14 protein-coding genes are annotated in these 13,041 nt (G+C 70.1%); 7 read left to right on the top strand and 7 right to left on the bottom strand.

Annotated elements, in window-relative coordinates:
- The first annotated feature begins 21 nt into the window (after positions 1-21).
- Complete coding sequence (acs, locus tag ACE3QW_RS16660; RefSeq protein WP_374252641.1) at positions 22-1,974, top strand: acetate--CoA ligase; 1,953 nt, start codon at positions 22-24, stop codon at positions 1,972-1,974.
- A 293-nt stretch (positions 1,975-2,267) separates the two neighbouring features.
- On the opposite strand, the gene ACE3QW_RS16655 is transcribed toward acs, so the two are convergent.
- The 3 genes from ACE3QW_RS16655 to ACE3QW_RS16645 all read right to left on the bottom strand — a co-directional run bounded on the left by ACE3QW_RS16655 (position 2,268) and on the right by ACE3QW_RS16645 (position 3,571).
- Positions 2,268-2,540 carry a hypothetical protein gene (locus ACE3QW_RS16655; RefSeq protein ID WP_024279661.1) on the bottom strand — a complete coding sequence of 91 codons (273 nt, stop codon included), beginning with the start codon at positions 2,538-2,540 and terminating at the stop codon, positions 2,268-2,270.
- 105 nt (positions 2,541-2,645) lie between these two features.
- Positions 2,646-3,047: a TIGR02301 family protein gene (locus ACE3QW_RS16650; RefSeq protein ID WP_024279662.1), complete on the bottom strand. Its 402-nt coding sequence runs from the start codon at positions 3,045-3,047 to the stop codon at positions 2,646-2,648.
- A 59-nt stretch (positions 3,048-3,106) separates the two neighbouring features.
- Positions 3,107-3,571: an NUDIX hydrolase gene (locus ACE3QW_RS16645; RefSeq protein ID WP_374252638.1), complete on the bottom strand. Its 465-nt coding sequence runs from the start codon at positions 3,569-3,571 to the stop codon at positions 3,107-3,109.
- 196 nt (positions 3,572-3,767) lie between these two features.
- Between ACE3QW_RS16645 and ACE3QW_RS16640 the strand changes: the two genes are divergently transcribed.
- The 3 genes from ACE3QW_RS16640 to ACE3QW_RS16630 all read left to right on the top strand — a co-directional run bounded on the left by ACE3QW_RS16640 (position 3,768) and on the right by ACE3QW_RS16630 (position 6,239).
- Complete coding sequence (locus ACE3QW_RS16640) at positions 3,768-4,331, top strand: HD family hydrolase (protein WP_250166741.1); 564 nt, start codon at positions 3,768-3,770, stop codon at positions 4,329-4,331.
- Positions 4,328-4,834 carry a tyrosine phosphatase family protein gene (locus ACE3QW_RS16635; protein ID WP_024279665.1) on the top strand — a complete coding sequence of 169 codons (507 nt, stop codon included), beginning with the start codon at positions 4,328-4,330 and terminating at the stop codon, positions 4,832-4,834. The genes ACE3QW_RS16640 and ACE3QW_RS16635 overlap by 4 nt, the downstream gene beginning before the upstream one ends.
- A 220-nt stretch (positions 4,835-5,054) precedes the next feature.
- A complete protein-coding gene (locus ACE3QW_RS16630) occupies positions 5,055-6,239 on the top strand; it encodes an MFS transporter (protein WP_374252636.1) in 1,185 nt (394 codons plus the stop codon).
- Between the two features lie 5 nt (positions 6,240-6,244).
- Here the strand turns inward: ACE3QW_RS16630 and ACE3QW_RS16625 are convergent, their stop codons facing one another.
- Entirely contained in the window at positions 6,245-7,174 is a 930-nt protein-coding gene (locus ACE3QW_RS16625; protein ID WP_374252634.1) for a methyltransferase domain-containing protein, read from the bottom strand.
- 79 nt (positions 7,175-7,253) lie between these two features.
- Between ACE3QW_RS16625 and ACE3QW_RS16620 the strand changes: the two genes are divergently transcribed.
- Positions 7,254-8,300 carry a ligase-associated DNA damage response exonuclease gene (locus ACE3QW_RS16620; RefSeq protein WP_374252765.1) on the top strand — a complete coding sequence of 349 codons (1,047 nt, stop codon included), beginning with the start codon at positions 7,254-7,256 and terminating at the stop codon, positions 8,298-8,300.
- The gene (locus tag ACE3QW_RS16615; protein WP_374252632.1) at positions 8,297-9,940 is read left to right on the top strand and encodes a cisplatin damage response ATP-dependent DNA ligase; all 1,644 of its coding nucleotides are present in this window, start codon (positions 8,297-8,299) and stop codon (positions 9,938-9,940) included. Before ACE3QW_RS16620 ends, ACE3QW_RS16615 begins: the two co-directional genes overlap by 4 nt.
- Positions 9,941-10,168: 228 nt before the next feature.
- Here ACE3QW_RS16615 and ACE3QW_RS16610 read toward each other — a convergent pair whose 3' ends face one another.
- Positions 10,169-10,855 carry a helix-turn-helix transcriptional regulator gene (locus ACE3QW_RS16610; RefSeq protein WP_250166674.1) on the bottom strand — a complete coding sequence of 229 codons (687 nt, stop codon included), beginning with the start codon at positions 10,853-10,855 and terminating at the stop codon, positions 10,169-10,171.
- Positions 10,856-11,076: 221 nt separating this feature from the next.
- On the opposite strand from ACE3QW_RS16610, the gene ACE3QW_RS16605 reads away from it, so the two are divergent.
- Positions 11,077-11,427, top strand: coding sequence for a DUF952 domain-containing protein (locus ACE3QW_RS16605; RefSeq protein WP_374252629.1), 351 nt, complete (start codon positions 11,077-11,079; stop codon positions 11,425-11,427).
- Positions 11,428-11,430: 3 nt separating this feature from the next.
- On the opposite strand, the gene ACE3QW_RS16600 is transcribed toward ACE3QW_RS16605, so the two are convergent.
- Both ACE3QW_RS16600 and ACE3QW_RS16595 read right to left on the bottom strand, forming a co-directional pair.
- The gene (locus ACE3QW_RS16600) at positions 11,431-12,753 is read right to left on the bottom strand and encodes an MATE family efflux transporter (protein ID WP_374252628.1); all 1,323 of its coding nucleotides are present in this window, start codon (positions 12,751-12,753) and stop codon (positions 11,431-11,433) included.
- 4 nt (positions 12,754-12,757) lie between these two features.
- Positions 12,758-13,027 carry a DUF6460 domain-containing protein gene (locus ACE3QW_RS16595; protein WP_029557931.1) on the bottom strand — a complete coding sequence of 90 codons (270 nt, stop codon included), beginning with the start codon at positions 13,025-13,027 and terminating at the stop codon, positions 12,758-12,760.
- Positions 13,028-13,041: the final 14 nt, after the last annotated feature.

Here is a 13,041-nt window from a genome sequence, read left to right as displayed (position 1 = left end):
CCGCGCGAGGGAGGCAGAAGAATGTCCGACAAGGTCTATGACGTTCCGTCCCAGTGGGCCCAGAAAGCCTATGTGGACGACGCGCACTACAAGTCCATGTATGCCGCCTCGGTCAACGACCCGAACGCCTTCTGGGGCGAGCACGGCAAAAGGATCGACTGGTTCACGCCCTACACGAAGGTGAAGAACACTTCGTATGACCCGGGCCACGTCTCCATCAAGTGGTTCGAGGACGGCGTGACCAACGTCGCCTACAATTGCGTGGACCGGCACCTCGAGACCCGCGGCGACCAGGTGGCCATCATCTGGGAGGGCGACAGCCCCGACGAGAGCCGCAAGATCACCTATCGTGAGCTGTCCTCCGAGGTGAACAAGCTCGCCAACGTGCTGCGCAACCGCGGCGTGGAGAAGGGCGACCGCGTCACCATCTACCTGCCGATGATCCCCGAGGCGGCGTTCGCCATGCTCGCCTGCGCGCGGCTCGGCGCCATTCACTCCATCGTGTTCGGCGGCTTCTCGCCGGACAGCCTCGGCGGGCGCATCGCCGATTGCGGCTCCAAGGTCGTCATCACCGCCGACGAGGGCCTGCGCGGCGGCCGCAAGGTGCCGCTGAAGGCCAATGTGGACGCGGCCGTGAACCAGATCGAGGGCGGCGTGGACCACGTGATCGTGGTGCGCCGCACCGGCGGTAAGGTGGACATGACTCCCGGCCGCGACGTCTATTACGACGAAGCCGCCGCCATGGTGACGGACGAATGCCCGGCCGAGCCGATGAATGCGGAAGACCCGCTGTTCATCCTCTACACCTCCGGCTCCACCGGCAAGCCGAAGGGCGTGCTGCACACCACCGGCGGCTATCTCGTCTATGCGTCCATGACGCATCAATACGTGTTCGACTATCACCCCGGCGACATCTACTGGTGCACCGCTGACGTGGGCTGGGTGACGGGCCATTCCTACATCGTCTATGGCCCGCTCGCGAACGGCGCCACCACGCTCATGTTCGAGGGCATCCCGAACTATCCGAGCGTGTCCCGCTTCTGGGACGTGATCGACAAGCATCAGGTGTCGATCTTCTACACCGCCCCCACCGCCATCCGCTCGCTGATGCAGGCGGGGGAGGAGCCGGTGAAGAAGACCTCCCGCGCCTCCCTGCGCCTGCTCGGCTCGGTGGGCGAGCCCATCAATCCCGAGGCCTGGGAGTGGTACTACCGCGTGGTCGGCGAGGAGCGCTGCCCCATCGTCGATACGTGGTGGCAGACCGAGACCGGCGGCATCCTCATCACCCCCCTGCCCGGCGCGACGAAGCTCAAGCCCGGCTCGGCCACCCGTCCCTTCTTCGGCGTGCAGCCGGAAGTGGTGGATGCGGCGGGCGGCGTTTTGGAAGGCGCCTGCGAGGGCAACCTCGTGATCGCCGACAGCTGGCCGGGCCAGATGCGCACGGTCTACGGCGACCATGAGCGCTTCGAGCAGACCTATTTCGCCACCTATCCCGGCAAGTACTTCACCGGCGACGGCTGCCGCCGCGACGCGGACGGCTTCTACTGGATCACCGGCCGCGTGGACGACGTCATCAACGTCTCCGGCCACCGCATGGGCACGGCGGAGGTGGAAAGCGCCCTCGTCGCCCATCCGAAGGTGTCCGAGGCGGCCGTGGTCGGCTTCCCGCACGACATCAAGGGCCAGGGCATCTATGCCTACGTCACCCTGATGGACGGCGAGGAGCCCACCGAGGAGCTGCGCAAGGAGCTGGTGGCCTGGGTGCGCCGGGAAATCGGCCCCATCGCCTCGCCCGACCTGATCCAGTTCGCGCCGGGCCTGCCCAAGACCCGCTCGGGCAAGATCATGCGCCGCATCCTGCGCAAGATCGCGGAAGACCAGTTCGACAGCCTCGGCGACACCTCGACGCTGGCCGATCCCGGCGTGGTGGAAGACCTCATCAGCAACCGCCAGAACAAGCGCGACGCGGCCTGAGGGCACGTCTCAGGCGCCCTTCATCGTCACCGTCATGGCCCGGCGCGTCCGGGCCATCCACCGGGCCGATGGAGCGGTGGGACCGACGAAGATCCAGCCCGGCCGCACCGTGGATCCCCGGACAAGCCGGGGGATGACGGCGGCGAAAGCGAAACCAGGACCAAGCCGGCGTCCCTCGGGGCGCCGGTTTTCTTTTGGCACCGGCGCACAAGAAAAAACCGGACGTTCGCGAGAACGCCCGGCGGGAGGAATGCGACGATCATGGAAGCGGCGAGGGGGGCTCGCCGCGCCGCTCAGTGCGAGCGGCTGACCACGGTGTATTCGCCGGCGGCGACCCGCTCGGCGACGCGCGCCATATATTCGGAGCTGGCGGCCTCGCCATAGGTGGCGACGAGGCTGCGCAGGGCGGTGAAGAGCGCGGCCTGCACCAGGCAGTCCTCGTCCAGCCCTTCGCGCACGGCCTCGACCCACGCATCGTTCAGATAGGTCAAGGCGGCGTGGCGGTCATCGGCGGCCATGTCCGAGATTTCGGGCAGGTCGATGACGGGGTTGGTCAAGGTGGACACGTTTGGCTGCCTCCACGCCGCAGAACCGAACGGCGCACCGGATATCTAGCACTTCACGCTGGGGGATTCAGGCGAGTTCTGACCAAAAGGTTAACACGAAAGGGGTCAATTCCCCCCATACCTCACCACGATTTCGTGAGTGAGGCGCCCGCCCTCGTCGAGCTGGCGATCCACCGCCATGCGCGCCGCCGGCGTGCAGCTGCGATAGACCTCGGCATAGCTGGAATAGCCGCGGTTGAAGCTGGCGATGATCTTGGAACGGCGGGCGTCCGAGGGCTGCTCGGTATCGATGAGCGCCTGCATCTCGTTGCGCCAGCGCTGCGCCTCGGCGGTGACGCCGCACAGGGGCCGCAGGTAATGCAGGGCGCCGAGAATCTCCGCGAGCCGCATCAGGTCGCCGTCATAGGGCGGGGGCGCGCCTTCCGTCGGCCCGGCGGCGCGGGACGCGGCGGGGCCGGCGAGCACGAGGCCGGCAGTCAGGAGAAGGGCGAGCGCGCGCATCATCATGGTTCCGCCGCCACTCCTGCGGCGCCCGGCGCGCGCGGTCAAGGGGGCCAACCGGCGGGTCACATCTCGCCCATCAGGAGCGCGGCCTTGGCCACCACCTCGGCGAGCCCCTCGGTGGTGGTGAGGGCGGCGACCTCGTTGGGCCGGAACCAGCCGACCTCGGCCGCCTCCGCGCCGGGCTTCGGCTCCCCGCCGCGCCAGCGGGCGGCGTGGGCGAGGACCACGAAATGGGCCTTCAGCTCCCCCTCCCTGTTGCGCACGATGATGTCGCGGGCGGCGGCGAGGCCGACGATCTCGGCCTCGACTCCCACCTCTTCCATCACCTCGCGCACGGCGGCCTCGGCCACCGTCTCGCCCGGCTCCACCCGTCCGCCCGGCAGGCTCCACAGGCCGGCGCCGGGATTGGCGGCGCGGCGGGCGAGCAGCACGAGGGGGCCGCGGAACACGGCGGCGCTGGCGGCGAGCGTCGGGCGCACCTCCACCCCAGGGGGAACGGCCGTTGCGCTATCCAGGGTGTCGGACATGAAGGATCTCGGGCGAGGCGATGCAGCCGGAGCCGTGACGGGCGGCTTGTGAGGTTTCGGCCGGAGCTTACCTTTCCCCGATCCGAGGAGCACGCGATTCGTGACTGAGCCAGACGTCCCCGCCAAACCTGCTGCCAAACCCGTTGCAAAGACGACCTCCCGCCGCGCCGGCGCCGCGCCGCGCGCATGGCAGCGCATGCTCTCCGGCCGCCGGCTCGATCTGCTCGACCCCTCCCCCCTCGACGTGGAGATCGAGGACATCGCCCACGGCCTCGCCCGCGTGGCGCGCTGGAACGGCCAGACATCGGGCGCCAACATCTTCTCCGTGGCGCAGCACTCCCTGCTTGTGGAGAAGATTTCCCGCCGCACCCATCCGGACCTGGACGCCCGCTGGCGCCTGTGCGTGCTGCTGCACGACGCGCCGGAATACGTCATCGGCGACATGATCTCCCCCTTCAAGGCGGTGCTGGGGGGCGACTACAAGACCGTGGAGGCGCGCCTCCTCAATGCCATCTGCGTGCGTTTCTCGCTGCCGGTGGGCTGGCCCGATCAACTTTTGAAGATCGTCAAGGCGGCGGACCGCGCCTCGGCCTATTTCGAGGCGACGCGTCTGGCGGGATTTGCGGAAGAGGAGGCGAAAGCCTTCTTCGGCCGCCCGGCCCGCCTCGACGCTGGGGTGGAAAAGGACTATCTCACCCCATGGGAGGCGGAAACGGCGAAAGCCCGTTTCCTCAAGAGATTCGAGGAGCTTGCGCCATGATCCATGTCTGCTCCCTCGCCAAGCTGCACGATACGGTCGCCACGACCGGCGCGCGGCATGTCATCACCCTCATCAATGGCGGCACGGTGCTGACCCGGCCGAGCAACGTCGACCCCACCAACCACCTCTTCCTCGGCATCAACGACATCGCCGAGGAGATCGAGGGGCTGGTGGCGCCGGGCGAGGCGCACATGCTCGAGCTGTTCGAGTTCGTGCGCGCCTGGCCGCGCCAGACGCCGCTGGTGATCCATTGCTATGCCGGCATCTCGCGCTCCACGGCAGCGGCCTATGCCACGCTCTGCGCGCTGCTGCCGGATCGCGACGAGATGGAGCTGGCCCAGCGCCTGCGCCACGCCTCGCCAACGGCGACGCCGAACCCGCGCATCGTGTCTCTCGCCGATGCAGCGTTGCAGCGGGAGGGCCGGATGGTTGCCGCCATTCACTCGATCGGTCGCGGCGCCGATGCCTTCGAGGGCGAGCCCTTCTCCCTGCCGGTAGCCTGAGTGGCGCCGCAGACTGGGCGGGACCGCGCGCGATTTCAGCTTTGCATCGCGCGGGCAGCACGGATGCCGGCTGCGCGCGTGGCCCACTCGCGAGCATGGCGGGCATGGGCTATGTTGCGCCGCAACTTATCCCCGACAGACTGAGCTGCGGGCCTCTGGGCGCCTCTTCGCCAGCCCGCGCCGTCTGCCCTGCCCCGGCCGCCCCGGCCAGAGACCGCCCATGCCCGCTTCCGCCCCGAGCCCGAACCAGCTGGGCTTCGCCCGCATCTTTGCCATGGCCGCCGCAGCCGGCGTCGCCGTGGCGAACATCTATTACAACCAGCCCATGCTGGCGGTGATGGAGGCCGACCTGCCCGGCCCGCTGACGCCGCTGGTGCCCACCGTGACGCAGCTCGGCTATGCCGCCGGTCTGTTCCTGCTGGTGCCTTTGGCTGATCAGCTGGAGCGGCGGCGGCTCATCGTCCTGCATTTCGTCGCGGTCGCGGCGGCCGCCGCCTTGTCGGCCCTCGCGCAAGGCGCACTGGCGCTGCTCGCGGCCTCGCTGCTGCTCGGCCTCGGCTCCACGGTGGCGCAGCAGATCGTGCCGTTCGCCGCCCATCTCGCGCCGCCGGAGAAGCGCGGGGCGACGGTGGGAACGGTGCTCTCGGGCATCCTCGCCGGCATCCTGCTCAGCCGCACGCTGGCCGGCTTCGTCGCCGCCCATGCGGGCTGGCGCGCCATGTTCTGGCTGGCGGTGCCCATGGCGCTCGCCGCCGCGGCGCTGATGGCGGCCATGCTCCCCCGCAGCAAGCCCGAGGGTGGGCTGAGCTATGCCAGCCTCATGGGCTCGCTCCTCGGATTGTGGAAAGAGTTCCCGACGCTGCGGCGGGCGGCGATCACGCAGGCGCTGATCTTCGCCTCCTTCATCGCCTTCTGGACCATCCTCGCCTTCCGGCTAGAGGGACCGCCCTTCGGCCTCGGCTCGGAGGCCGCCGGCCTGTTCGGCATCCTCGGGCTGGTGGGCGTGCTGGCGGCGCCGCTGTTCGGCCGCTTCACCGACCGGCGGGGACCGTCCAGCGTGGTGGTGCTCGGCGCCGTGCTGGCGCTCGCGGCGTGGCTGTTCTTCTCGCTGTGGCCGCAACTGGCGGGTCTCGCCGTGGGTGTGGTGCTGATCGACCTCGGCATCCAGAGCGCGCTGGTGGGCAACCAGCACCGCATCTTCGCCCTGCGGCCGGCGGCACGGGCGCGGCTCAACACCATCCTCGTGGGCACCATGTTCCTCGGCGGCGCCTTCGGCTCGGCCGTCGCGACGATGGCGTGGACATGGGGCGGATGGGCCGCCGTCTGTGCCACCGGGCTCATCCTGTGCGTGGGGGCGCTGGTCATCACGCTGGTCGCCGGGCGGGACGCCTCGGCCAGGGCCTGAACGGCTTAGCCGGCCGCCAATACGCCCACCAACCCCGGCACCGGCACGCCCTTCTCCGAGCGGGTGGAGGCCCGCTCCAACAGGACGACGGCGAGCCCCGCCTCCGCCGCCAGCGCGCGGACATAGTCCTCCCCATGGGCATAGCGCAGCGTCTCGCGCAGCAGCACGCCTTCGCCCTCGTGCGTCTCCAGCGTGAAGGCGAAGAGGCCGCCCGGCGCCAGCGCCGCCCGCGCGGCGTGGAAGATGGGGGCAAGATCGCCCACATAGCAGAGCGCGTCGGCGGCGAGGACGAGATCGAGGCCGCCGGCCGGCATCGCCCCCAGCGCCGCGCCCATCTCGCCGGCTTCGAGGGCGGCATAGAGGCCGAGCGCCCGCGCCTTTTCCAGCATGGCGGGCGAGAGGTCCACCCCGTCGAGCCGCTCCACGAGCGGCGCAAAGAGCACGCCGGCGAGGCCCGTGCCGCAGCCGAGGTCCAGCGCCGCGCCGAAGCGGACGTCGCGCCCCTGGGTGGCACAGGCGGCCCGCACCGCCTCCAGGAGCAGCTCGGGGCCGCGATAGGCGAGTTTCTCGCGCAGCGCCGTGTCGAAGCGATCGGCATATTGGTCGAACAGGGTGCGCACATAGGCCGCCGACATCACGCCTTCTGCCGCCTCGCCCCCGAGCCGCGCCCGGCGCAGCCCCGCGCCCAGCCGGTCGGCGGGATCGAGCGCCAGCGCCCGGCCATAGGCCTCCTGCGCGGCCTCGCTTTCCCCCTGCCCTTCCCGCGCCTCGCCCAGCAGGAACCAGGCGGCGGCGAAACCGGGCGCCGCCTCCACCGTCTCGGCGAGAAGCTCGGCGGCGGCGGCGAAATCTCCCTCGGCAAGGAAGGCGCGCGCCCAGTCGAGCCGTCGGTCGAGGACGGGATCGCCTGATGTGTCGAAGGCAGCAGCGGACAAGCTCGATCTCGCAGTTCGAGGGAACCTCGCGCAGGCGCGCAAGTCTCCCCATATAGTGGTGAACCCGCCCGATAAAGTGATGCGCCCGGAAGACCTCCTCTGCCCCTCGCCCAAGGGCCTCTACAGCCCCGCCGGCGACTTCTACGTGGACCCCACCCGCGCCGTGCCGCGGGCGGTGATCACGCACGGCCATTCCGACCATGCCCGCGCCGGCCATGCCCATGTGCTCGCCACCCGCGAGACGCTGGACATCATGGCCCTGCGCATGGGGCCGGGCTTCGCGGGGGCGACGCAGGCGCTGGCCTATGGCGAGGAGATCACCCTCAACGGGGTGAAGGTGAGCCTCCATCCCGCCGGCCATGTGCTCGGCTCGGCGCAGGTGCGGCTTGAGAAGGACGGGCTCGTGATCGTCGTCTCCGGCGACTACAAGGACGCCGCCGACCCCACCTGCGCGCCGTTCGAGCCCATTCGCTGCCACGTCTTCGTCAGCGAGGCGACGTTCGGCCTGCCGGTGTTCCGCCATCCCCCGGCGGCGGGGGAGGTGGACAAGCTGCTCGCCTCGGTGCGCATCTTCCCCGAGCGCACCCACATCGTCGGCGCCTATTCGCTGGGCAAGGCGCAGCGGATGATGGCGCTGATCCGCCGCGCGGGGCACGACGCGCCCATCTACGTGCACGGCGCGCTCATCAACATCACCGACTATTATGAAAGCTGCGGCATGGATTTCGGCGAGATCCTGCCGGTGAAAGGCGCGCCGAAATCCGCCTTCGCCGGAGCCGTCGTCATCGCCCCGCCCTCCTCCATGACGGACATCTGGGCGCGGCGCTTCGCCGATCCCATCACCTGCTTCGCCTCCGGCTGGATGCGCGTGCGCGCCCGCGCCCGGCAGCGGGGGGTGGAGCTGCCGCTCGTCGTCTCCGACCATGCCGATTGGGACGGCCTCTGCGCCTCCATCCGCGCCACCGGCTGCGAGGAATTATGGGTGACGCATGGCGCCGAGGACGCCCTCGTCCACTGGGCCCACACCCGCCAGCTCCGCGCCCGCCCCCTCCACATGGTCGGCTACGGCGAGGAGGATGAGGAGGCGGTGGTGGTCGCGCCGGAGGGGGAGGCCCCTCCCCCATGAACCGCTTCGCCGCGCTGCTGGATCGCATGTCTTACGAGGCCGGGCGCAATGCCAAGATCCGGCTCATGGCGGACTATTTCCGCTCGACGCCGGACCCGGAGCGCGGGCTGGCGCTGGCGGCGCTCACGGGGGCCCTGTCGTTCGCCAATGCCAAGCCCGGCGTGGTGCGCACGCTGATCGCCGAGCGGGCGGACCCGGTGCTGTTCGAGATGTCCTACGATTATGTGGGCGATCTTTCCGAGACCGTCGCCCTCATGTGGCCCCGGCCGGAGGGCGCGCGGCCGCACGCGCCGCTGCTCTCCGAGATCGTCCACGGCCTCTCCACCTTCTCGAAAGTCTCCCTGCCCCGGCATCTCGCCAACTGGCTGGACGGCCTCGACGAGACCGGCCGCTGGGCGCTCCTGAAGCTCATCACCGGTGCCATGCGGGTGGGCGCCTCGGCGCGCCTTGCCAAGACAGCCGTGGCGAGCCTGGGGCAAGGGCTCACGGAGGTCACGCCCGACGAGGTGGAACTGGTCTGGCCGGGGCTGGAAGCTCCCTACGAAGAGCTGTTCGCCTGGGTGGAGGGGCGCGGGCCGCGGCCGGAGACCTCGAACCCCGCCCCGTTCCGCCCGGTGATGCTGGCCCACGCCATCGAGGAAACGGATTTCACCGCCCTCGACCCGGCCGATTTCCGCGCCGAATGGAAATGGGACGGCATCCGCGTGCAGGCCGTGGCTGGCACCGGGCCGGACGGCGCGCGCGTGGTGCGGCTCTATTCGCGCACCGGGGAGGACATCTCCGACGCCTTTCCCGATATGGCGGAGGCCATCGCCTTCGACGGCGCCATGGACGGCGAATTGCTCATCGTCCGTGACGGCCGGGTGGAGCCGTTCAACGTGCTCCAGCAGCGGCTGAACCGCAAAACGGTGACGGTGAAGATGCTGGCGGAATTCCCCGCCCACATCCGCGCCTACGACCTGCTGGTGGACGGCGCGGACGATCTGCGCGGAGAGCCCTTCGCCACCCGCCGCGCCCGGCTGGAAGCTCTCGTCGCCCGCCTGCACACCCCGCGCATCGACCTCTCGCCCATGGTGCCCTTCTCCACCTGGGAGGAACTGACCGCCGCCCGCCGCGATCCCGCCTCCGCCGGCGCGGGGGCGGATGCCGGGGCGGTGGAAGGGGTCATGATCAAGCGGGCGGACAGCCTCTATCTGCCCGGCCGGCCGAAGGGGCCGTGGTGGAAGTGGAAGCGCGATCCGCACACGGTGGATGCGGTGCTCATGTATGCCCAGCGCGGGCACGGCAAGCGCTCGTCCTTCTATTCGGACTACACCTTCGGGGTGTGGACGATCGGCGATGAGGGCGAGGATGTGCTGGTGCCGGTGGGCAAGGCCTATTTCGGCTTCACCGACGAGGAACTGAAGCAGATCGACGCCTTCGTGCGCCGCGCCACCATCAACCGCTTCGGCCCGGTGCGCGAGGTGGTACACGAGAAAGACGAGGGGCTGGTGCTGGAAGTGGCCTTCGAGGGCCTCGCCCGCTCCACCCGCCACCGCTCCGGCATCGCCATGCGCTTCCCCCGCATCGCCCGCCTGAGATGGGACAAGCCGCCCGGCGAGGCGGACCGGCTGGAGACGCTGGAGGCGTTGCTGGGGTGAGGTGGGCGAAGGATTGAATGGCGAGTTGGCGCGGCTCGATGTGGCGTGCTGCCTGCCCCCACAACACCGTCATGCCCGGCCTTGTCCCGGCCATCCACGTCGGGCCGATGCCACGACGCCCAGAGGGGGTTCCCGGTCGAGCCACGTGGATGGCCGGGACAAGCCCGGCCATGACGGCGGAGAAACAGGAACCGGCGGGGACCTTCCCGCCCGCGTCGGCACCCGCTCCTACTGGCTCGCCCAAACAATCCGCGCGATCCAGTCCACCTGATCGAGCGGGATCTGCCGGTCCTCGTGGGCGGGGTTGAGGGAGCGCAGCTCGATGTGGCGGGCGGTCTTGCGCACCAGCTCCTTGGCCAGCACCTCGCCTTCCTTGGTCTTCAGCACCACCCGGTCGCCGCGGCGCGGCTCGGAGGCGGGGGAGACCACCACGATGTCGCCGTCGCGATAGACCGGCTCCATGGAATCGCCGGCGATCTCCAGCGCATAGGCGTGGGCGTCGTGGACATCGGGAAACACGATCTCGTCCCAGCCGGCGCCCACCGGGAAGCCCGCATCGTCGAAGAAGCCGCCGGAGCCGGCCTGGGCGAAGCCGATCTGCGGAATGGCATGGAGCGGCCGCGTCGGGGGCGGCGACGCGTCCTCGGCGAAGCCCGCGCCGCCGCCATGGGCGGCTGTCCGGTCGGAGCCGTCCAGCAAGGAGAAGAAGTGCTCCGGGCTGGTGCCGGTGGCGGCCAGCGCCTTGGCGATGCTCTCGGTGGAGGGCCAGCGCGGCCGGCCGTCGATGGTCACGCGCTTGGAGCGGTTGAAGGTGGTGGGGTCGAGCCCCGCCCGCCGGGCGAGGCCGGAGGTGGACAGCCCGTGCTGCTCGGCGAGTTCATCGACGGCACGCCAGATCTTACCGTGGGTCAGCATGGGAAAGACGTTCCTTGCCTCGAGCTTCCTGGCCTCGACAGCGAATCCGGATGCGGACCGGGGCCACCCGCGCGACACCACGCCCCCCGATGCGTGGAAGATATGAATTTGTTCCCCATTTGTACAGGACTTCAGTCCGCATGCAACCATAAGGCGAACACAGTTGCCCTTTCGTTCGTGCCGGCCTATGTGCGTCGCCGATCCATTGAGGAGCATCGCCCGTGACTGCCGCCCCCCTCATCTACAAGATCGCCCCCGCCGCCTTGTGGGCCGCCGCCGAGCAGGCGGGCGTGTTCACTGGGGCGCCGGTGGACGTGGCGGACGGCTACATCCATTTCTCCACCGCCGCGCAGGCGCGCGAGACGGCGGCGAAGCACTTCGCGGGGCAGAGCGACCTGAAGCTGGTGGCTATTGAGGCGGCGGCGCTGGGCGCGGCGCTGAAATGGGAGCCCTCGCGCGGCGGCGCCCTTTTCCCCCATCTCTACGCGCCGCTGCCGCTCACCGCCGTGAGATGGGTGCGCGACCTGCCGCTGGGCGCGGACGGGGCGCACGTCTTCCCCGATCTGGACTGAAACTCAGCCGAAGGTCCGCCGCTCCAGCGCCGGCAGCCGCAGGGCCTGGAAGCCGCCGCGCGCGAGGAGGAAGGCGAGCATCGCCAGCCACAGGCCGTGATTGCCCAGCGGCCGCAGGGCGAGGAACACGCCGAGATAGACGCCCAGCGAGGCGAGCATCAGGTTGCGCATGTCACGCGACCACAGCGCGCCGATATAGACGCCGTCGAAAGCATAGGCCGTCACCCCCGCCACCGGCAGCAGCGCGGCGTAGAGCAGATAGATGCGCGCCTCGGCCCGCACCTCCGGGCTGGTGCTCATGGCGTCCACGATGGCCGGGCCGGTGACGAGGTAGACCGCCCCCGCCAGCACCGCGAAGGCAAATCCCCACACGATGGAGAGCCGCACCCCGGCGGAGAAATCCGCCCGCCGTCGCGCACCCACGGCCGAGCCGCAGATCTGCTCGGCGGCGGTGGCGAAACCGTCGAGGAAATAGGCCGCCACCATCACCATGTTCTGGAGAATGGCGTTGGCGGCGAGGGTCACGTCGCCCGCCCGTGCGCCCTGCGCGGCGAAGAAGGAGAAGGCGAACATCAGCGCCGCGGTGCGGATCATGATGTCGCGGTTGAGCATGACGGTCTGGATGAGGCGCGCCTTGTCGAGCAGCACCGCCTTCGCCACCCCGAGCCGCCCGCCCAGCAGCACGGCGCACAGGACGAGCCCCGCCGCAGCACCGATGATTTCGGCAATGAGGGTTCCCGCCGCCGAGCCGGCGACGCCCCATCCGGCGCCAAGCACGAGCGCGGCCGAGAGAACCATGTTGAGGACATTGATTCCCAGCTGGAGCACCAGCGCCCGCCCGGTGCGGCCGAGGCCCACCAGCCAGCCCAGCACCACGTAATTGGCCAGGGTGAAGGGCGCGGCGAAGATGCGGATGGCGTAATAGTCCCGCACCGCCGCGTTCACCTCCTCGCTCGCCCCCGCCAGCGACAGGGCCGCGCTCTCGATGGGTGCGCGCAGGAGCACGATCAGGAGGCCGAGCGCGCCGGCGACCAGCAGGCCGCGCGCCAGCACCGCCCGCTCCTCCACCGCATCACGCCGCCCCACCGCCTGCGCGGCGAGGCCCACCGTGCCCATGCGCAGGAAGCCGAACACCCAGAACAGCATGTCGAAGATGATGGCGGCGAGCGCCACGCCGCCGAGCAGCGACGCGCTGCCGAGCCGGCCCACCACCGCCGCATCCACCACGCCCAGCATCGGCGTGGTGAGGTGCGCCAGCGTCATCGGCAGCGCGATGGCGAGCACGCGCCGGTGCGTTACGCCCCCCGAGACGGCGGCGAGGGACACGGCCTCAGCGCCGGCCGAACACCCGCATGAGCAGCCAGAGCGGAATGACGATGACGGCGCCGAGCAGGAAGTAGCGCCACATGCGCTCCACCGCCTCGAAGCTGAAGCTGAACAGGTTGCGCAGCAGGCGCTGGAGGCTGGTGAAAATGTTCATCGGGTCGAGCCCGAGGGCAGCGAGGATCACGCCCACCACCACCGAGAGCAGCACGAGCCGCACCAGCACCCAGGCGGGCGACCCGCCGAAGAAGCGCGTGAGATCGTTGTTCTCGGACATGGGCGGGGCTCCTG

It is taken from the genome of Xanthobacter sp. (assembly GCF_041911315.1).
Classification (GTDB): Bacteria; Pseudomonadota; Alphaproteobacteria; order Rhizobiales; family Xanthobacteraceae; genus Xanthobacter; species Xanthobacter aminoxidans.
Note: the sequence above shows the minus strand (reverse complement) of the source record. Positions and strands in the feature narration are given on the sequence as shown.